The organism is Amycolatopsis thermophila, from assembly GCF_030814215.1.
GTDB lineage: Bacteria > Actinomycetota > Actinomycetes > Mycobacteriales > Pseudonocardiaceae > Amycolatopsis_E > Amycolatopsis_E thermophila.
This window is the reverse complement of the sequence record NZ_JAUSUT010000001.1, coordinates 1388877-1407351: the sequence shown is the minus strand read 5'-3', so window position 1 is coordinate 1407351 and position 18475 is coordinate 1388877. Positions and strand designations below refer to the sequence as shown.

20 protein-coding genes and 1 rRNA gene are annotated in these 18475 nt (G+C 70.0%); 11 read left to right on the top strand and 10 right to left on the bottom strand.

The genetic code is table 11. The annotated features are described in order from the left end of the window. Nucleotides 1-21 precede the first annotated feature (21 nt). Genes FB470_RS06955 through FB470_RS06940 form a run of 4 tightly spaced genes read left to right on the top strand, consistent with a single transcriptional unit; the run spans nucleotide 22 to nucleotide 4112 of the window. The gene (locus FB470_RS06955) at nucleotides 22-1026 is read left to right on the top strand and encodes a zinc-dependent alcohol dehydrogenase family protein (RefSeq protein WP_306989674.1); all 1005 of its coding nucleotides are present in this window, start codon (nucleotides 22-24) and stop codon (nucleotides 1024-1026) included. Next, entirely contained in the window at nucleotides 1019-2359 is a 1341-nt protein-coding gene (locus tag FB470_RS06950; RefSeq protein ID WP_306989672.1) for an ABC transporter substrate-binding protein, read from the top strand. Before FB470_RS06955 ends, FB470_RS06950 begins: the two co-directional genes overlap by 8 nt. Continuing rightward, nucleotides 2356-3291: a carbohydrate ABC transporter permease gene (locus tag FB470_RS06945; RefSeq protein WP_306989670.1), complete on the top strand. Its 936-nt coding sequence runs from the start codon at nucleotides 2356-2358 to the stop codon at nucleotides 3289-3291. The genes FB470_RS06950 and FB470_RS06945 overlap by 4 nt, the downstream gene beginning before the upstream one ends. Further along, the gene (locus FB470_RS06940) at nucleotides 3288-4112 is read left to right on the top strand and encodes a carbohydrate ABC transporter permease (protein ID WP_306989668.1); all 825 of its coding nucleotides are present in this window, start codon (nucleotides 3288-3290) and stop codon (nucleotides 4110-4112) included. Before FB470_RS06945 ends, FB470_RS06940 begins: the two co-directional genes overlap by 4 nt. Nucleotide 4113: 1 nt before the next feature. On the opposite strand, the gene FB470_RS06935 is transcribed toward FB470_RS06940, so the two are convergent. Both FB470_RS06935 and FB470_RS06930 read right to left on the bottom strand, forming a co-directional pair. Then, nucleotides 4114-4308, bottom strand: coding sequence for a ferredoxin (locus tag FB470_RS06935; RefSeq protein WP_306989666.1), 195 nt, complete (start codon nucleotides 4306-4308; stop codon nucleotides 4114-4116). A gap of 8 nt (nucleotides 4309-4316) precedes the next feature. Continuing rightward, a complete protein-coding gene (locus FB470_RS06930) occupies nucleotides 4317-5501 on the bottom strand; it encodes a cytochrome P450 (protein ID WP_306989665.1) in 1185 nt (394 codons plus the stop codon). Nucleotides 5502-5630: 129 nt separating this feature from the next. Between FB470_RS06930 and FB470_RS06925 the strand changes: the two genes are divergently transcribed. Beyond that, nucleotides 5631-6263, top strand: a complete 633-nt coding sequence (locus FB470_RS06925; protein ID WP_306989662.1) for a TetR/AcrR family transcriptional regulator — start codon at nucleotides 5631-5633, stop codon at nucleotides 6261-6263. Nucleotides 6264-6274: 11 nt separating this feature from the next. After that, a complete protein-coding gene (locus FB470_RS06920; RefSeq protein ID WP_306999102.1) occupies nucleotides 6275-6904 on the top strand; it encodes a GNAT family N-acetyltransferase in 630 nt (209 codons plus the stop codon). 572 nt (nucleotides 6905-7476) lie between these two features. Here the strand turns inward: FB470_RS06920 and FB470_RS06915 are convergent. Genes FB470_RS06915 through FB470_RS06900 form a run of 4 tightly spaced genes read right to left on the bottom strand, consistent with a single transcriptional unit; the run spans nucleotide 7477 to nucleotide 11339 of the window. Next, on the bottom strand, nucleotides 7477-8343 hold the full coding sequence (locus FB470_RS06915; RefSeq protein ID WP_306989661.1) for an aldehyde dehydrogenase family protein: 867 nt from the start codon (nucleotides 8341-8343) through the stop codon (nucleotides 7477-7479). Then, nucleotides 8336-9769 (bottom strand): aldehyde dehydrogenase family protein, encoded by a 1434-nt coding sequence (locus FB470_RS06910; protein WP_306989658.1) that lies wholly within the window; start codon nucleotides 9767-9769, stop codon nucleotides 8336-8338. The genes FB470_RS06915 and FB470_RS06910 overlap by 8 nt, the downstream gene beginning before the upstream one ends. Then, nucleotides 9769-10722, bottom strand: coding sequence for a deoxyribose-phosphate aldolase (gene deoC / locus FB470_RS06905; protein WP_306989657.1), 954 nt, complete (start codon nucleotides 10720-10722; stop codon nucleotides 9769-9771). The genes FB470_RS06910 and deoC overlap by 1 nt, the downstream gene beginning before the upstream one ends. Continuing rightward, nucleotides 10719-11339, bottom strand: coding sequence for a DUF1707 SHOCT-like domain-containing protein (locus tag FB470_RS06900; protein ID WP_306999100.1), 621 nt, complete (start codon nucleotides 11337-11339; stop codon nucleotides 10719-10721). The genes deoC and FB470_RS06900 overlap by 4 nt, the downstream gene beginning before the upstream one ends. A gap of 257 nt (nucleotides 11340-11596) precedes the next feature. Between FB470_RS06900 and upp the strand changes: the two genes are divergently transcribed. Beyond that, nucleotides 11597-12220 (top strand): uracil phosphoribosyltransferase, encoded by a 624-nt coding sequence (gene upp, locus FB470_RS06895; protein ID WP_306989655.1) that lies wholly within the window; start codon nucleotides 11597-11599, stop codon nucleotides 12218-12220. Then, nucleotides 12210-12800 (top strand): class I SAM-dependent methyltransferase, encoded by a 591-nt coding sequence (locus FB470_RS06890; protein ID WP_306989653.1) that lies wholly within the window; start codon nucleotides 12210-12212, stop codon nucleotides 12798-12800. Before upp ends, FB470_RS06890 begins: the two co-directional genes overlap by 11 nt. On the opposite strand, the gene FB470_RS06885 is transcribed toward FB470_RS06890, so the two are convergent. Next, entirely contained in the window at nucleotides 12797-13387 is a 591-nt protein-coding gene (locus tag FB470_RS06885) for a TetR/AcrR family transcriptional regulator (RefSeq protein WP_306989652.1), read from the bottom strand. The two genes, FB470_RS06890 and FB470_RS06885, sit on opposite strands and share 4 nt — an antisense overlap. 82 nt (nucleotides 13388-13469) lie before the next feature. Between FB470_RS06885 and FB470_RS06880 the strand changes: the two genes are divergently transcribed. Together FB470_RS06880 and FB470_RS06875 are read left to right on the top strand one after the other, a co-directional pair. Then, nucleotides 13470-13874: a MerR family transcriptional regulator gene (locus FB470_RS06880; RefSeq protein WP_306989650.1), complete on the top strand. Its 405-nt coding sequence runs from the start codon at nucleotides 13470-13472 to the stop codon at nucleotides 13872-13874. Then, a complete protein-coding gene (locus FB470_RS06875) occupies nucleotides 13871-14851 on the top strand; it encodes an aldo/keto reductase (RefSeq protein WP_306989649.1) in 981 nt (326 codons plus the stop codon). The genes FB470_RS06880 and FB470_RS06875 overlap by 4 nt, the downstream gene beginning before the upstream one ends. 25 nt (nucleotides 14852-14876) lie before the next feature. Here FB470_RS06875 and FB470_RS06870 read toward each other — a convergent pair whose 3' ends face one another. The 3 genes from FB470_RS06870 to FB470_RS06860 form a co-directional block, all read right to left on the bottom strand. Then, nucleotides 14877-15266, bottom strand: coding sequence for a hypothetical protein (locus FB470_RS06870; RefSeq protein ID WP_306999098.1), 390 nt, complete (start codon nucleotides 15264-15266; stop codon nucleotides 14877-14879). A 66-nt stretch (nucleotides 15267-15332) separates the two neighbouring features. Continuing rightward, complete coding sequence (locus FB470_RS06865) at nucleotides 15333-15785, bottom strand: flavodoxin family protein (RefSeq protein ID WP_306989648.1); 453 nt, start codon at nucleotides 15783-15785, stop codon at nucleotides 15333-15335. A gap of 86 nt (nucleotides 15786-15871) precedes the next feature. Next, the gene (locus FB470_RS06860; protein ID WP_306989646.1) at nucleotides 15872-16009 is read right to left on the bottom strand and encodes a hypothetical protein; all 138 of its coding nucleotides are present in this window, start codon (nucleotides 16007-16009) and stop codon (nucleotides 15872-15874) included. A gap of 785 nt (nucleotides 16010-16794) precedes the next feature. On the opposite strand from FB470_RS06860, the gene FB470_RS06855 reads away from it, so the two are divergent. Further along, a 16S ribosomal RNA gene (locus tag FB470_RS06855) occupies nucleotides 16795-18317 on the top strand. The last annotated feature ends 158 nt before the right edge of the window (nucleotides 18318-18475 follow it).

Here is an 18475-nt window from a genome sequence, read left to right as displayed (position 1 = left end):
GCAAGGAGAGGTGAACGAGGCATGCGGGCCGCCATCGTCGATCAACCGGGTTCCGTCAGGGTGGGCGAGGTCCCCGATCCCACACCGGGGGAGCGTGACGTCGTCATCAAGGTCGGCGCGTGCGGCATCTGCGGCACCGACCTGCACATCGCCGACGGCCACTTCCCGCCGACGCCCTACCCGATCGTTCCCGGCCACGAGTTCGCCGGCGAGATCGTCGAGCTCGGCCGGGACGTCCCGGGAGGCTGGCAGGTCGGTGACCGGGTGGCCGTCGACCCGTCCCTGTTCTGCGGCTACTGCGACCCGTGCCGCGCCGGACACGGCAACCTCTGCGAGAACTGGGGTGCCACCGGCGACACCGTCGACGGCGCCTTCGCCGAGTACGTCGCGGTCCCGGCGAGCACCTGTTACCGCCTGCCGGACCACCTGTCCTGGCGAGAGGGCGCCCTCGTCGAGCCGGTGTCCTGCGCGGTGCACGGCGTCCGCCGCGTGGGGGTCGAGGCCGGGGAGCACTTCCTCGTCGTCGGCGCCGGGACGATGGGCCTGATCATGCAGATGCTCCTGCAGCGGGCCGGTGCGCGCGTCACGGTGGTCGACCGCAACGCGTCCCGCCTGCCGCGGGCGAAGGACCTCGGTGCGCACGCCGTCGCCACCGACGTGTCCGAACTGGACGGTGAGCGGTTCGACGCCGCCGCCGACTGCACCGGTGCGGCCCCGGCGATCGAGGCCGCGTTCGATTCGCTGCGCCGCGGCGGGCGTCTGCTCGTCTTCGGCGTCGCCCCGGCGGAGGCGCGCGTCGCGCTTTCGCCGTTCCGGATCTACAACGACGAGATCACGGTGGTGGGTTCGATGGCTGTTCTGCACTCCTACGGTGCTGCGCTGGACCTCGTGGCGTCCGGCGCGGTCGACACGCAAGCCCTGCTGACCGACGCGTTGCCGCTCGAGTCGTTCCCCGACGCCCTGGACCTGATGCGCAGTGGTGCGGGTCTGAAGGTGCAGGTGCTGCCGGGAGCTCCGAATGCGTAAGCGCCTGGCACTCCTCGCGGTCGCCGCGCTGCTCACCCTCACCGGCTGCGCGGGCGCCGGTGCGATCGGCGCCGGCGGCAACACGCTCGTCATCGCGATCGTGGCGAACCCGCAGATGAACGACGCGATCTCGCTGTCGCACGAGTTCGAAGCGGCGAACCCGGGCGTCAAGCTCAAGTTCGTGTCGCTGCCGGAGAACCAGGCGCGCGCGAAGATCACCGCCTCCACCGCCACCCAGGGCGGCGAGTTCGACGCGGTGATGATCAGCAACTACGAGACCCCGCAGTGGGCGGCCAACGGCTGGCTGGAGAACCTGCAGCCCTACATCGACTCCAGCCCCGGTTACGACCCGGACGACTTCATCCCGAGCATCCGCGACTCGCTGTCCTACCAGGGCTCGATGTACGCGGTGCCGTTCTACGGCGAGTCGTCGTTCCTGGCCTACCGGAAGGACCTGTTCGCCCAGGCCGGGCTGACCATGCCGGAGCACCCGACGTGGCAGCAGATCGCCGACTTCGCCGCGAAGCTCGACAACAAGGCGGCGGGCGTTTCCGGCATCTGCCTGCGCGGCAAGCCCGGCTGGGGGGAGAGCCTCGCGCCGTTCACCACGGTCGCCAACACCTTCGGCGCGCGGTGGTTCGACCAGGACTGGAACGCGAAGCTGGACTCGCCGGAGTTCCGCGAGGCGGCGAACTTCTACGTGAACCTGGTCCGCGAGCACGGCGAGGTCGGTGCCTCCAGCGCCGGGTTCTCCGAATGCGGCACCCGTTACGGCCAGGGCCAGGCCGCGATGTGGTACGACGCCACGGTCATGGCCGGGACGAACGAGGACCCGGAGTCGAGCAAGATCGTCGGCAAGTCCGGGTACGTCGCCGCTCCGGTGGTCAAGACCGAGGCCAGCGGCTGGCTCTACACGTGGTCCTTGGCGATCCCGAAGGTGGCCAAGAACAAGCAGGACGCCTGGACGTTCCTGCGGTGGATGACCGGCAAGGAGTTCGTGCAGACCGTCGGCAGGACCTACGGCTGGAACCGCGTCCCGCCGGGGTGCCGGTTCTCCACCTACCGGATCCCGGAGTACGCCGACGCGGCGAAGGCCTACGCCCAGCCGACCCTGGACGGGATCGACGCGGCCGACCAGCGCAAGGTGATGACCGAGCCGGTGCCCTACCCGGGCATCCAGTTCGTGGGCATCCCCGAGTTCCAGGACCTGGGCACGCGGGTCAGCCAGGAGCTCTCGGCCGCGATCGCCGGGCAGATCACGGTCGACGAGGCCCTCGACCAGTCGCAGAAGTACGCGCAGACCGTCGGCGATTCCTACCGGGAGACGAAATGACTGCGGTGGCGCCCACTGTAGAAAGTGGACAGAAGGTAGTCGCGAAACCGGAGCGGCGCAAGGGGACCGGTGTCTGGGCGCGGCGGGCGCCCCTGCTGCCGGCGTTGCTGTTCACCGTCGTGGTGACCCAGATCCCGTTCATCCTCACGGTGGTCTACTCGTTCCAGTCGTGGAACCTGGTGCGGCCGGGGTCGCAGCACTTCGTCGGGCTGCGGAACTACGTCGACGTGTTCGCCGACTCCCAGTTCCGCGGCGCGATGCTCAACACCGTGCTGCTCACCGTGGTGTGCGTGGTGATCGCGCTGCTCCTCGGGCTCGGGCTCGCGCTGCTGCTGGACCGCAAGTTCCTCGGCCGCGGCGTGGTGCGCACGCTGCTGATCACGCCGTTCCTCATCCTGCCCGCGGCGGGCGCGCTGCTGTGGAAGACGACGATGTTCGACCCGACCTACGGGCTGCCGAACTTCGTCTTCGGCGGCGAGACCGACTGGCTGTCGCAGTTCCCGCTGGCGTCGGTGATGGCGCAGATCGTGTGGCAGTGGACGCCGTTCATGATGCTGCTGATCCTGGCCGGCCTGCAGAGCCAGCCGAAGGACGTGCTGGAGGCCGCGCAGGTCGACGGCGCCGGGCGGTGGCGCACGTTCGCGTCGATCACGCTGCCGCACCTGTCACGGTACCTGCAGCTGTCGGTGCTGCTGGGCGCGATCTACATCGTGAACAGCTTCGACGCGATCTTCCTGATGACACAGGGCGGTCCGGGAACCGCGAGCACGAACCTGCCGTACTACATCTACCAGCGGGCCTTCCAGGGCTTCGACATCGGCCAGTCCTCGGCGATGGGTGTGATCGTGGTGATCCTGACGCTCATCGTGGCGACCTTCGCGCTGCGCCTGATGTTCCGCGCGTTCGACGTGAGCAAGGGGGTCGTGAAGTGAGCACCGCGCGCAGGCGGCTCGGTCCCGCCTCCCTGACCACGGCGACCTGGGTGATCGCGATCCTGTTCGTCTTCCCGCTGATCTGGATGGTGCTGACCGCCTTCAAGCAGGAGGCCGACGCCTACACCGACCCGCCGCGGATCGCGTTCACCCCGACGCTGGACCAGTTCGCGAGCATCGTCGGCCGCGGGTTCCTGCCCTACCTGGGCAACTCCGCGTTCGTGACGATCCTGTCCACGCTGATCGTGCTGCTGTTGGGCGTGCCGGCGGCGTACGCGCTGTCGCTCGCCCCGGTGCCCAAGACCAGCAACGTCCTCGGGTTCTTCCTGTCCACGAAGATGCTGCCGGTCGTGGCCGCGATCATCCCGCTGTACGTCATCTCGCAGCGCACGCAGCTGCTGGACAACGTGTGGGCGCTGGTCATCCTCTACACGGCGATGAACCTGCCGCTCGCGATCTGGATGATGCGCTCGTTCTTCCTCGAGGTGCCCACCGAGATGATCGAGGCCGGGCGCGTCGACGGGGCGAACCTCCCGACCCTGCTGTACCGGGTGATCCTGCCCGTGGTCGCGCCCGGCATCGCGGCGACCGCGCTGATCTGCGTGATCTTCTCGTGGACCGAGTTCTTCTACGCGGTCAACCTGACGGCGGCGCGGGCCGGCACGGTGCCGGTGTTCCTCGTCGGCTTCATCACCAGCGAAGGCCTGTACTGGGCGCAGCTGTCCGCGGCCGCGCTGCTGGCCTCGCTGCCGGTGATGATCGTCGGGTGGATCGCGCAGAACCACCTCGTCCGCGGCCTGTCGATGGGTGCGGTGAAGTAGCTCAGTCCGCCACGAGCGACAGCGCCTGGGACGGGCACAGCTTGACCGCCTCCCGCGCGCTGTCCACCTTCTCGCCCTCGGGGCTGCCGGCCAGGACGACGACCGTGCCGTCGTCGTCCTGGTCGAACAGGTCGGGGTCGGTCAGCACGCACTGGCCCGCGCCGATGCAGACGTCGGTGTCGGCGACGATGCGCATGGGTCCTCCTACCAGGTCACCGGGAACTCGTGGATACCGTAGACGGTAGCGTCGTCCTTGAACGGCAGGGAATCCAGCGGCGCGGCGGCGCGCAGGCCGGGCACCTTCCGGAACAGCGTGTCGAACACGATCTGCAACTCCATCCGCGCGAGGTTCTGGCCCAGGCACTGGTGCGCGCCGAAGCCGAAAGCGAGGTGGTGCCGGGCACCGCGTTCGATGTCCAGCTCCTCGGGGTGGTCGAACGCCTCCGGGTCGCGGTTGGCCAGGTTGGACAGCGGCACCACGCCCTCGCCCGCCTTGATCAGCACACCACCGAGCTCCACGTCCTCGACCGCCACGCGGGAGACCGCGAACTCGGCGATCGTGAAGTACCGCAGTAATTCCTCGACCGCGGTCGGCGTCTTCGACGGGTCGTCCTGGATCGCCTTGATGTTCTCCGGGTGCTCCAGGAACGTCATGGTGCCCAGCGAAATCATGTTCGCCGTGGTCTCGTGACCGGCGACGAGCAGCAGGAACGCGAGGCTGACCAGCTCTTCGCGGTCGTCGTGCTTGTCCAGCTGGCGGCTCAGCAGGTCGTCGGCCGGTGCCTTCGCCTTCTCCTCGATCAGATCGCGCAGGTAGTCGCGCAGTGCTTCGAGGGACGCCCGGCGCTCTTCCGGCGGGGTGACCCGGCTGATGATGCGCGACGAGTGCAGCTGGAAGAACTCGTGGTCGTCGTAGGGGACGCCGAGCTGTTCGCAGATGACCAGCGACGGCACGGGCAGGGAGAGCGCTTTCACAAGGTCGGCCGGTTTGGGACCGGCGAGCATCGCGTCGAGGTGCTGGTCGACGATCTCCTGGATGCGCGGGCGCAGCGCCTCCATGCGCCGCACCGTGAACTCGCCGACCACCTTGCGCCGCGCCGGGCCGTGCTCGGGCGGGTCCATCCCGATCAGTGACGCGCGGAAGCCGGTGTTCACGCGCTGTCCCTTGACCAGCAGCGGGAACTTCGGGTTGCGGCGGTCGGAGCTGAACCGCGGGTCGGTCAGCATCGTCCGGATGTCCTCGTGCCGGGTCAGCGCCCAGGCCGTCTCACCGCTGGGCAGGGTCACGCGCCGGATCGGCCCCTCGTCGCGCAGCCTGCGGTGCTCCTCCGGCGGCGCGTACGGGCAGCCGCGGGTGATGGGCAGTGTGGCGGGAAGCTGAGCGGTCACGTGGCACCCCAATCCGGACAAATGTGGAAGGATGTCTTCCACTTATTGCCAAGGTAGGGGATGTGGAAGGTTTTCGTCCACCTGCCTTCGGGTGAGAGAATTTCCCGGCGGTGACGGAGAGGAACGCCCATGACGGCTTCGGAGACCCGGTTGCGCGCGGACGCCCAGCGCAACCGCGACCAGATCGTCGCCGCTGCCCGCGAGATGTTCGCCGCCGCGGGGCCGGACGTGCCGATGGAGGAGATCGCGCGCGCCGCCGCGGTCGGTGTCGGCACGCTCTACCGGCGTTTTCCCGATCGCGAGGCCCTGATCCGGGCCGTCGCGCGGGAGAGCTTCGCGGAGGTCCTCGCGGACGCGCGGGCCGCGGCGGCCGAGGAACCGACGGCGTGGGACGCGCTGGTGCGCCTGGTCGGCCGGTCCCACCAGCTGCAGGCGAGCGTGCAGCTGGCACTGGTCTCCGAGCGGGCGCGGAACATCCTCGAGGACGATCCGCAGACCGCCGCGTTCCGGGACGCGCTGATGGCCGAGCTGGACGCGATCGTCGAGGCGGCGCAGGCCGAGGGCGCCATCCGCGCCGACGTCGGATCCGGTGACGTCGCCATCCTGTTCTCGTTGGTGCTGCGGCAGCCGCCGGCGGTGGTCGACCCGGAGATGCTCGCGTTCGAGCGCGCCGCGGTGCTGATGCTCGACGGGTTGCGCTCGCGTCCCGGGACCCCCTTGCCGGGGCGGCCGATCACGGGCGAGGACCTCCGGTTCGGTTGACCGGGACCGGTATGGTGCTCGCGATGGTGATGCCCCCGCCCAGACTCGACCTGGCGCACAGACGCGCGCCGGACGTGCCCAGCCGGCCCGGCCGCAAGGTGCGCCTGCGGGAGATCACCCCGGCGGACCAGCGCAGGCTGGCCGGGTTCGACCGGGAGGCGGCGGACACGCGCCGCGTCGGCGAGTACCGGCACTGGGCGGCGCACCGCGCCGAGGCCGACTTCCACTTCGCGATCGAGACCCTGCGCGGCGGGCTCGTCGTCGGCTCGCTGTCGGCGACGCAGGCGGACCTCTCGGACCGGTTCAGCTACGGCATCGGGATCGGGCCGCAGCACCGGCGGTGCGGGTACGCCGGCGACGCGGTGATCACGTTGCTGCGCTTCATGTTCGGTGAGCTCGGCTACCGCAAGTGCGAGGTCAGCATCTACGGCGGCAACGTCGGATCGCTGTCGCTGCACGCGATGCTCGGCTTCCGCGAGGAGGGCCGGGTGCGCGACCTGGAACTCTCCCGGGACGGCGTCAAGTACCTGGTGAAGATGGGCATCACGGACGTCGAGTTCGCCGAGATCCACCCGGACTTCCCGGCGGCCCGGGAGCGCGGCCGGCACTGGCGGCCCCGCGGCCGCCACCGGGATCGTTAGCCCGCGGGGTCGGGGCGGTTCCGCGAGCGCGGGGCGGGCGGCGACGCTGTGCTCGGCGACTGGCCGATCCGGCCCGTGCTGTCCCGGCTCATCGGCGCTGCGGCCGCCGCCGGGTTAGCCCGCCGGGTCGGGGCGGTTCCCCGAGCGCGGGGCGGGCGGACCGTGTGCTCGGCCACCGGCCGATCCGGCCCGTGCTGTCCCGGCCTATCGGCCCCGCGGCCGCCGCCGGGATGCCCCGCCGGGCCGGGGCCGTTCCGCGAGCGCGGGGCGGGCGGCGCCCGTGTGCTGGGCGACTGGCCGGTCCCGCCTGCGCTGTCCGGCTTATCGGCGCTGCGGCCGCCGCCGGGATGGCCCGCCGGGTCGGGGTCGTTCCCCGAGCGCGGGGCCGGCGACGACCCTGTGCTCGGCGACTGGCCGATCCCACCCGCGCTGTCCCGGCCTACCGGCCCCGCGGCCGCCGCCGGGATGGCCTGCCGGGCCGGGGCCGTTCCCCGAGCGCGGGCCGGCGACGACCCTGTCCTCGGCGACCGGCCGATCCCGCCCACGCCGTCCCGGCCCACCGGCCCCGCGTGTCAGACACCCATCGGGTGCCAGACCGTCTTCGCTTCGAGGTAGCGGCGCAGGCGGGCGATGTCCGGCCGCTGCGTCCAGTCCGGCTCCTCCGCCGGCACGGCCAGCACGCGCTTCACCGTGCCCGCCGCCTCGCGCGCCAGCTCCGCGCGCGTCGCGACGTCGGCGCCCGTCGGGTCCAGCGCGTTCACATCGCCGTGCGACGCCAGCCACGGGCCCAGCTCGGCGGCGCGCCCGGTGAGGATGTTCGCGACCCCGCCCGGCAGGTCGGAGGTCGCCAGCACCTCGGACAGCGTGATCGCCGGCAGCGGACGCTCCGCGCTGCTCACCACGACCGCCGTGCAGCCGGTCGCCAGCGCCGGCGCGAGCACGCTCACCAACCCCAGCAGCGACGACTTCTGCGGCGCGAGGATCCCGACGACACCGGTCGGCTCGGGCACGGTGAACGAGAAGTACGGCCCGGCGACCGGGTTCGCCGCCCCCAGGACGCTCGCCACCTTGTCCGTCCACCCCGCGTACCAGACCCAGCGGTCGATCGCGGCGTCCACCACCGACTCGGCCTTGCGCCCGGACAGCCCCTCGGCCGCCCCGACCTCGGCGGCGAACTGGTCGCGACGGCCCTCCAGCACCTCCGCGACCCGGTACAGCACCTGCCCGCGGTTGTAGGCGGTCGCGCCCGACCACTCGCCGAACGCCTTGCGCGCGGTCACCACCGCGTCGCGGACGTCCTTGCGCGAGGCGTGCGCGGCGTTGGCGAGGAAGCGCCCCTTGCTGTCGTTCACCGGGTACACCCGGCCGGACTCCGAGCGCGGGAACTTGCCGCCGATGAACAGCTTGTACGTCTTCGCGACGGTGACCCGGTCAGACATCGAGGTATCCCTCCAGACCCGTGCGGCCACCCTCGCGGCCGAAGCCCGACTCCTGGTAGCCGCCGAACGGCGCGGCCGGGTCGAAGCGGTTGAACGTGTTGGCCCACACCACCCCGGCCCGCAGGCGGTTCGCCGTCCACAGGATCCGCGAGCCCTTCTCGCTCCAGATCCCGGCGGACAGGCCGTAGGGCGTGTTGTTGGCCTTCGCGACCGCCTCGTCGGGCGTGCGGAACGTGAGCACGGACAGCACCGGGCCGAAGATCTCCTCGCGGGCGATCCGCATCGACTGGTGCACGCCGGAGAACACCGTGGGCGCGAAGAAGAACCCGCGGTCGGGCACCGGGCACGGGCTGGTCCAGCGCTGCGCGCCCTCGGCCTCGCCGGAGTCGGCCAGCTCGCGGATCTTGGTCAGCTGCTCGGCCGAGTTGATCGCGCCGATGTCGGTGTTCTTGTCCAGCGGATCGCCCAGCCGCAGCGTCGAAATCCGGTACCGCAGCTTGTCCAGCAGCTCGTCCACCACGGATTCCTGCGCGAGCAGCCGCGAACCGGCGCAGCACACGTGGCCCTGGTTGAAGAAGATGCCGTTGACGATGCCTTCGACGGCCTGGTCCAGCGGCGCGTCGTCGAACACCACGTTGGCGGCCTTGCCGCCCAGCTCCAGGGTGAGCCGCTTGGGCGTGCCCGCGACCTGGCGCTGGATCAGCTTGCCGACCTCGGTCGAGCCGGTGAAGGCGATCTTGTCCACGCCCGGGTGCCCGACCAGCCGCGCGCCGACGTCACCGGCGCCGGGCAGGATGTTCACCACGCCCGGCGGCAGCCCGGCCTGCTGGCAGATCTCGCCGAACACCAGCGCGGTCAGCGGTGTCGTCTCGGCCGGCTTGAGCACCACCGTGTTGCCGGTGGCCAGCGCGGGCGCGATCTTCCACGCCAGCATCAGCAGCGGGAAGTTCCACGGGATGATCTGCCCGGCCACGCCGAGCGGTTTCGGGTCCGGCCCGAAGCCCGCGTAGTCGAGCTTGTCGGCCCAGCCGGCGTGGTAGAAGAAGTGCGCGGCGACCAGCGGCAGGTCCGAGTCGCGCGATTCCCTGATGGGCTTGCCGTTGTCGAGCGTCTCCAGCACCGCCAGCTCGCGCGAGCGTTCCTGGACCAGCCGTGCGATCCGGAACAGGTACTTCGCGCGCTCGCTGCCCGGCATCGGGCCCCACGTCTTCTCGAACGCGTTGCGCGCGGCCTTCACCGCGGTGTCGACGTCGGCCTCGCTCGCGGTGCCGACTTCGGCGAGGACCTCTTCGGTGGCCGGGTTGACCGTCTTGAGCGGTTCGCCGCCGCCGTCGGTGAACTCGCCGTCGATGAACGGCCGGTAGCTCGGCTTGAGGTTGGCCAGCTCGCGCGACTCGGGCGCGGGCGCGTACTCGAAGGCCGGCATCAGTCCACCGCCACGTAGTCGGGGCCGCTGTAGTGGCCGTCGTGCTGGGTGCGCCGTTGCAGGAGCAGGTCGTTGAGCAGGCTGGAGGCGCCGAAGCGGAACAGCTCCGGGGTGAGCCACTGCTCGCCGGCGACCTCGTGCACGGCGACCAGGTACTTGATCGCGTCCTTCGTGGTGCGGATGCCGCCGGCCGGCTTGACGCCGCGCAGCTCGCCGGTGGCGGTGAACCAGTCGCGAACGGCCTGCAGCATGACGTGCGTGACGGGCAGCGTCGCGGCGGGGGAGACCTTGCCGGTGGAGGTCTTGATGAAGTCACCGCCGGCCAGCAGCGCCAGCCAGGACGCGCGGCGCACGTTGTCGTAGGTGACCAGCTCGCCGGTCTCGAGGATGACCTTCAAATGAGCACGCCCGGAGGCTTCTCGGATCGCCTGGATCTCCTCGAACACCTCGCCGTAGCGGCCCTCGAGGAACGCGCCCCGGTCGATCACCATGTCGACCTCGGTCGCGCCGGACTCGACGGCCAGCGCCACGTCGGCCAGCTTCACCTGCCGGGACGAGCGGCCGGACGGGAAGGCGGTGGCGACGCTCGCGATGCCGATGCCCGTGCCCTTGAGGCCCTCGACGGCCGTCGCGACGAGGTCCGGGTACACGCACACCGCGGCAACTTGCGGGGTGTCCGGCCGGTCCGGGTCGGGGCGCCGGGCCTTCGCGGTCAGCGCGCGGACCTTGCCGTGCGTGTCGGCGCCTTCGAGGGTGGTCAGGTCGACCATCGAGATCGCGGTGTCGATGGCCCACAGCTTGCTGGACTTCTTGATGCTGCGGGTGGCCAGGGCGGTGGCCCTCGCCTCGACCCCGACCTGGTCCACGCCGGGCAGCCCGTGCAGGAATCGCCGGAGGCTCGCGTCGTCGCGGGTGGCGTCGACGAGGGCGGACGGCAGAGTGGGTGCGCTCACGCGCCCGAGTCTAGTTGCGGGGTCTGACCCTTCCGCGGCTTCCGGATCACCGTGACCCCGCCCCAGAACGCGAGCCCGGTGACCTTGACGACCGGCGCGCCCGGCGGCGGGGGCTGCGTGGACGCGCCGTCGCGGTCCTGCCCCTCGAAGGCGCCCATGAAACCGATCCCGGTGACCTCGACGATGATGTCGTCGGGCACCACGATGTCGATGCCGCCCATGATCGCGACGGCGGTGATGGTGGTGTGCCGCTCGGCGAAGCGGGCGCTGCGCAGGTCCATCTCGACGCCGCCCCAGAAGGCGACGCTGGTGTGCTCGGCGGGCACGGTCCACGGGCCTTTGCGGGTGACCCCGGACATGACCGCGATGGAGGCCTTCGAGCCGGGCACCCCGCCGATGCGGTCGTCCGGGGTGAGCGCGCGCGGCCGGGCGGGTTCGACGGCGCTCGCGGAGACGCCCGGCAGGTCGGCGACGGGCGGTTCGAGTTCGGCGAGTGTCTTGGCCGCGTACACGGTGTCGAGCCGCTCTTCGAGTTCCTGCACCGTGATGCGCCCCTCGGCGAGCGCGTTGTGCAGGATCTGCGCGACGCGTTCCCGGTCCGTGTCGGATGCCCGCATCGGCGGGCGCTCGGGGGTCCCAGGCTGTTCCACCGCGCGAGCTTACCGAGGTCCGCGGGGTTTCCGGGTCACCTTCCGGAGACTCGAGCCGAAGTTCCGCGAGCGCGAGATCGGGCACCGCCGGCAACACGATGCGGGGGAAAGGCGTAACCGACTGCGGGGCAGCCGGCCGGCGCGCACCGGCCGGCACGGCACCGGTCCCCAGCACCACCACGGTCGGCATCCGCACCGCCCCGGGTCGGCTACCGTGACGCTCCATGGACGTGCTTGTCGTCGATCACCCGCTGGCCAAGGCCAGGCTGTCGACCATGCGTGACGCCCGCACGGACAGCGCGGCCTTCCGGGCGGCCCTGCACGAGCTGACCGTCATGCTCATCTACGAGGCCACGCGCGAGGCCCCGGTCCGCACCGAGCGGATCCACACGCCGGTCGCCCGCACCGACGCCTTCCGCCTGGCGAACCCGCCGCTGCTGGTGCCCGTCCTGCGCGCCGGCCTGGGCATGGCCGACCAGGCGCACAAGCTCATCCCCGAGGCGCAGATGGGGTTCGTCGGCCTGGCGCGCGACGAGGAGACCCTCCGGCCGACGCCGTACATGGAGTCCCTGCCCGACGACCTCTCCGACCGCCCGGTGTTCGTCCTCGACCCGATGCTCGCCACCGGCGGCTCGATGGAGTACACGATCCGGCTGCTGACCGGCCGCGGCGCCACCGACGTCACCGCGATCTGCGCGCTCGCCGCGCCGGAGGGCATCAAGCACCTGGAGGACTCGGGCCTGCCGGTGCGGGTGGTGACCGCGAGCATCGACGAGAGGCTCAACGACTCCGGCTTCATCGTCCCCGGCCTCGGGGACGCGGGCGACCGCCAGTACGGTGCCCGCTGACCCGTACTGGAACACCAACGTCGCCCGGCACCCGGACATCCTGCGCGCCGTGCCGGCGGGCTGTTCCGACGCGTTGGACGTGGGTTGCGGGGACGGGCTGCTCGCGCGGAAGCTGGCGGCCCGGGCGAAGCGGGTCACCGGCATCGACCGCTCGCCGGAGATGATCGCCCGCGCCCGCGAGCAGGCCGGCGGACCGGAGTTCGTCGAGGGCGACTTCCTCGGCACGGATCTGCCCGCCGAGGGCTACGACTTCATCTGCTCGGTCGCCACGATCCACCACATGGCGTTCGAACCAGCCCTCGTCCGCATGCGGGAGCTGCTGCGGCCGGGCGGCACGCTGGTCGTGGTCGGCCTGGCGCGCGAGGCGAGCGCGGCGGACTGGGCGTGGTGGGCCGCGGCCACGCCGGTCGTGCGGATCACGAAGGCGCTACGCCGCGCGGGCGGCCCGGACGGCATGCCGGCGACCGCCCCCGCGATGAGCTACGCGCAGGTCAAGGACACGGCACGACGGATCCTCCCCGGCGTGCGCTACCGCCGGCACGTGCTCCGCCGGTACTCGCTGACCTGGGCGAAACCCTAGGCGCGCCACCCGTCCGCGTGCGCCCGCAGCGCCGCCTCGTAGGAGGTGGCCACGTCGAAGTCCGGCGGCAGGTTGCCGTTCAGCTCGAGCGACACCAGACCGTGCACGATGCCCCACGCGCTGACCGCGATCACCTCGGGCGCGACCGCCCGGAACGCCCCCGCGTCGATCGCCGCGCGCACGGTTTCCACCAGCGGCGCGAGCGAGTCCCGCGCGACCCGGGACGCCTCGGTGCCGGGCTCGAACCCGGGCACCGCCTTGGTGAACATGATCGAGTACAGGTGCGGGTCGGCCAGCGCGCTCGCCCGGTAGGCCAGCCCGAGCCGCACGAAGTCCTCCACCGGGTCGCCGGACCGCTCGATCCCGCGCAGGCGCGCCCCGAACCGCCGGAACCCCTCCAGGTAGACGGCGTTGACCAGTTCCGGTTTGCCGCCGAAGAGCGAGTACACCGCGGTCGTCGACGTCCCCACGTCCGCGGCGAGTTTGCGCAGGCTGAGCGCCGCCGGCCCGTCCGTGGACAGCAGCTCGCCGGCGCGGTCGAGCAGGCGCAGCCGGAGTGCTTCGTCGTGGGTACGCGGTCGTGGCATGCACCCAGGCTATCGCAACACTGTTATTGATCGTGGCGCCCGGATTTGACCTGGAGCGCACTCCAGGTCGTAGTGTCGCGGCATGAGCTACTCGATAGCGGAAGCCGCACGTCGCAGCGGGCTGTCGATCGACACCCTCCGCTACTACGAGCGCATCAAACTCCTCGATCCGCCCGCCCGGGACGCCGCGGGACGGCGGGCCTACTCCGACCAGGACCTCGCGTGGCTGGGCTTCCTCACCAAGCTCCGCACCACCGGCATGCCCATCAAGATGATGCGGGAGTACGCGCAGCTGCGGTCCGCCGGTGACGCCGGTGCCGGCCGTCGCCGGGCGATCCTGGTCGAGCAGCGCCGCTCGGTCGCCGAGCGCATCGCCGAGCTGCAGGCCTGCCTGGACGTCCTCAACTACAAGATCGACAACTACGACCGGATCTGCGCCCGCATCCCGGGCGCCGCCGGCGTGGTCCGGGAGGAGATCTCCGCGTGATCGGCACGAGGCGGCTCGGCGAGCTGGAGGTCGGCGCGCAGGGCTTGGGCTGCATGGGCATGAGCCAGGCCTACGGCGTGCGCGACGACGACAGCGAGTCCATCGCGACCATCCACCGGGCCCTCGAACTCGGCGTGACGCTGCTGGACACCGCGAACGTCTACGGCGCCGGCGCGAACGAGGAACTGGTCGGGCGCGCGATCGCGGGCAGGCGGGACCAGGTCGTGCTCGCCACCAAGTTCGGCATCTTCCACGACGACGAGGGGCAGAAGGTGCGCGGCGACGCGGCCTACGTGCGCCGGTCGGCCGAGGAGTCGTTGCGGCGCCTGGGCGTCGACCACATCGACCTCTACTACCAGCACCGCGTCGATCCGGATGTGCCGGTCGAGGAGACGTGGGGCGCCCTGTCCGAGCTGGTCACCGAGGGCAAGGTCCGCTACCTCGGCATCTCGGAGGCGTCCGCGGACACGATCCGCCGGGCGCACGCCGTCCACCCGGTCACCGCGTTGCAGAGCGAGTGGAGCCTGTGGACGCGGGGGATCGAGGACGAGGTCGTGCCCACCTGCCGTGAGCTGGGCGTCGGGATCGTGCCGTTCTCGCCGCTGGGCCGCGGTTTCCTCACCGGCCGCATCACGACGGTGGACGAGTTGCCCGCCGACGACATGCGCCGGAACCTGCCGCGTTTCGCCGAGGGCAACATCGACCGCAACCTGCGCATCGTGGAGGCTCTGCGCGAGCTCGCCGCGGAGAAGGGCGTGACGGCCGGGCAGCTGGCGCTGGCGTGGGTGCAGCACCAGGGCGCGGACGTGGTGCCGATCCCGGGCACCAAGCGCCGCGCCTACCTGGAGGAGAACGTCGCCGCGGCCACGCTCGACCTGTCCGGCGAGGACATCGCGCGCATCGGGTCGGCGGTTCCCGTGGACGCCGTGGCGGGGGAGCGCTATCCCGCGGCGCTGGCCCGCAACGTCGGCAAGTGACCGGGGTGGCCTGGGCGCCGCGCGCTCAGGCCACCGCCACGCCCACCGCGGTGGTGATCATCGCCCCGGCGAGCAGCACCGCGCCGCTCACCGTGACGCCGTGCGCGAGCGACTTGCGGCCCGGCAGCAGGTTCAGGAACAGCCCGCCGGACTGCGCGAGGATCCCGACCAGCAGCAGGACGGACACCGCCCACCGGCCCGCGGTGCCGAGGCCCCCGGCGGCGACGAGTTGCAATGTGACCAGGGCCAGCACGAGCAGCACGCCGGCGTGGGCGTGCCCGGCGCGGAAGAAGGCCCGTTGTTCCTCGGTGAGCTTGCGCTTGCGGAGCAGGCCGAGCAGCGAGTAGCCGCCGAACATGACCGTGGGCAGCGAGACCAGCGCGATCACGGTGAACAACTGGGTGGGACCGGACAGGACGATCATCGCGAGCTTCCTCTCTCGAAGGACTTGCGCTGATCGTAACAGCGTTACGTAACGTCGTTATTCCATCAGTCCGGCGGCGACCGTCGCGCCCAGCTCCCAGCACTTCTCGAGGTCGTCCTTCGACGGTTCACCGGTCACGGTGACGAACTCCGCCGCCTTCTCCCAGCCGAGGCCCGTGGTGATCGACTCGATGCCGCGGATGGTCCCGGAGACGTCACTGCCACCGTGCACGTAACACCCGAACGGCCGACCCCGCGTGGAGTCCAGACACGGGTAGTAGACCTGGTCGAAGAAGTGCTTGAGGGCGCCCGCCATGTAACCGAGGTTGGCGGTGGTCCCGAGGAGGTAGCCGTCCGCCTCGAGCACATCGGTGGCGGTGGCCGCGAGAGCCGCCCGCCGCACGACGGTCACCCCTTCGATCTCGTCGGTCGTCGCGCCGTCGACAACGGCTTCGAACATGGCCTGCACGTTCGGCGACGGCGTGTGGTGCACGATCAGCAAGGTCGGCATGGGCCCAGCATGCCTCACCGCTCCGGCGCCGGGCCCGGACGCGGAACACCCCCGGCGACGGACGCGCCGGGGGTGCCCGGGTGGTGCTAGTTGCGGCCGTACTCGCCGCCGCAGTCGCAGCAGTTCCCGCAGTTGCAGTTGCCCGGTGTCTCCATGGTTTCCTCCTGTCGGATGCGGTCCGCCATCCAGGTCGCCGCCCGGGCCCGGCGAGTTCCGCGGTTCATCCGTTCGCGGGTACGACGGCGTCCAGGTCCTGGCTGCCGGGCACCTTCAGCAGCCCCGCGCACCCGACCTCGAACCGGCCGACCTGCGGCGCGTGTAGTAGTCCGTGGATATGGCCTCCGGCGCAGCCGCTCCCGTCGCGGCACGGCAGGCTCGACACCCTGAACGCGGGCATTGGCCCCCGACCGGGGACGCCGTCCGTCCGAGGTGGTCCGGCAGATCTACGAGCCGAGCGTCTTCCGCGTGGTCCGGGTGACCAACGCGTTCCTGCCGCTGCTGCGCAGGTCCACCCGACGAAGGCCACCGCGGCCCGTCCCAAGGCGCCCCGGTCGGAGTTGCGGTCGCACTCGCGCCGGGCGAGGGTGGGACGGCGGAGTTCCACGCCGAGGGCGGCCTGCTGCCCCTGACAAGCCAGTTGATCAGCGGTTTTACCGTTTAGGGACCCCCCTGTTCGGGGCCCTTTTCCGGGCATGTAATCTTCTCTTCGTCGCCAGGGAGACCGGGCCGGCGGGGAGGAAAAGCCCCAAGGGAACGGGAAACCGGGCGGGGGGTCACGAACCAAGCTCCCACCTCGGGTGGTAGAGTGGGTGACCGCCGCCAGACGAAACCGCTGCGAATTGGAGTCGCGAGACTCTGTGCCGCTGGTCGGGGTCGTCGGGTGACACAACAAAACGTGTTGTTTGAGAACTCAACAGTGTATTGATGAGCTAAAGCCAGTTTGATTAGCTAGAACCCTTTGTGGGTTCCTTTGAGGCTATGAATCATAGCCGGGTTTGATTTTCTGACATTGTTGGAGAGTTTGATCCTGGCTCAGGACGAACGCTGGCGGCGTGCTTAACACATGCAAGTCGAACGCTGAACCGGTTTCGGCCGGGGATGAGTGGCGAACGGGTGAGTAACACGTGGGTAACCTGCCCTGTACTTTGGGATAAGCCCTGGAAACGGGGTCTAATACCGAATATGACCTTTGTGGGCATCCGCAGGGGTGGAAAGTTTCGGCGGTACGGGATGGGCCCGCGGCCTATCAGCTTGTTGGTGGGGTGATGGCCTACCAAGGCGACGACGGGTAGCCGGCCTGAGAGGGTGTCCGGCCACACTGGGACTGAGACACGGCCCAGACTCCTACGGGAGGCAGCAGTGGGGAATATTGCACAATGGGCGGAAGCCTGATGCAGCGACGCCGCGTGAGGGATGACGGCCTTCGGGTTGTAAACCTCTTTCGCCAGGGACGAAGCGTAAGTGACGGTACCTGGAGAAGAAGCACCGGCTAACTACGTGCCAGCAGCCGCGGTAATACGTAGGGTGCAAGCGTTGTCCGGAATTATTGGGCGTAAAGAGCTCGTAGGCGGCTTGTCGCGTCTGCTGTGAAAATCCGGGGCTTAACTCCGGACCTGCAGTGGATACGGGCAGGCTTGAGTTCGGTAGGGGAGACTGGAATTCCTGGTGTAGCGGTGAAATGCGCAGATATCAGGAGGAACACCGGTGGCGAAGGCGGGTCTCTGGGCCGGTACTGACGCTGAGGAGCGAAAGCGTGGGGAGCGAACAGGATTAGATACCCTGGTAGTCCACGCTGTAAACGTTGGGCGCTAGGTGTGGGTGACTTCCACGTTGTCCGTGCCGTAGCTAACGCATTAAGCGCCCCGCCTGGGGAGTACGGCCGCAAGGCTAAAACTCAAAGGAATTGACGGGGGCCCGCACAAGCGGCGGAGCATGTGGATTAATTCGATGCAACGCGAAGAACCTTACCTGGGCTTGACATGCACTGGAAACCGGCAGAGATGTCGGCCCCCTTGTGGCCGGTGTGCAGGTGGTGCATGGCTGTCGTCAGCTCGTGTCGTGAGATGTTGGGTTAAGTCCCGCAACGAGCGCAACCCTTGTCCTGTGTTGCCAGCGCGTAATGGCGGGGACTCGCGGGAGACTGCCGGGGTCAACTCGGAGGAAGGTGGGGATGACGTCAAGTCATCATGCCCCTTATGTCCAGGGCTTCACACATGCTACAATGGCTGGTACAGAGGGCTGCGATACCGTGAGGTGGAGCGAATCCCTTAAAGCCGGTCTCAGTTCGGATCGCAGTCTGCAACTCGACTGCGTGAAGTCGGAGTCGCTAGTAATCGCAGATCAGCAACGCTGCGGTGAATACGTTCCCGGGCCTTGTACACACCGCCCGTCACGTCATGAAAGTCGGTAACACCCGAAGCCCATGGCCCAACCCCGCTTGCGGGGAGGGAGTGGTCGAAGGTGGGACTGGCGATTGGGACGAAGTCGTAACAAGGTAGCCGTACCGGAAGGTGCGGCTGGATCACCTCCTTTCTAAGGAGCACAACACATCCACGCTCACTGTGGTGGGACGTGGAGTGGCCAGGCTGAACGCCCGTGTGTGGTGTTGTCTGGTTGCTCGAGGAATTGTGGACGGCTGGCTGATGCTCATCGCTTGTACCAAGGGTTCGTTTAGTACTGCCGGCTTCGGT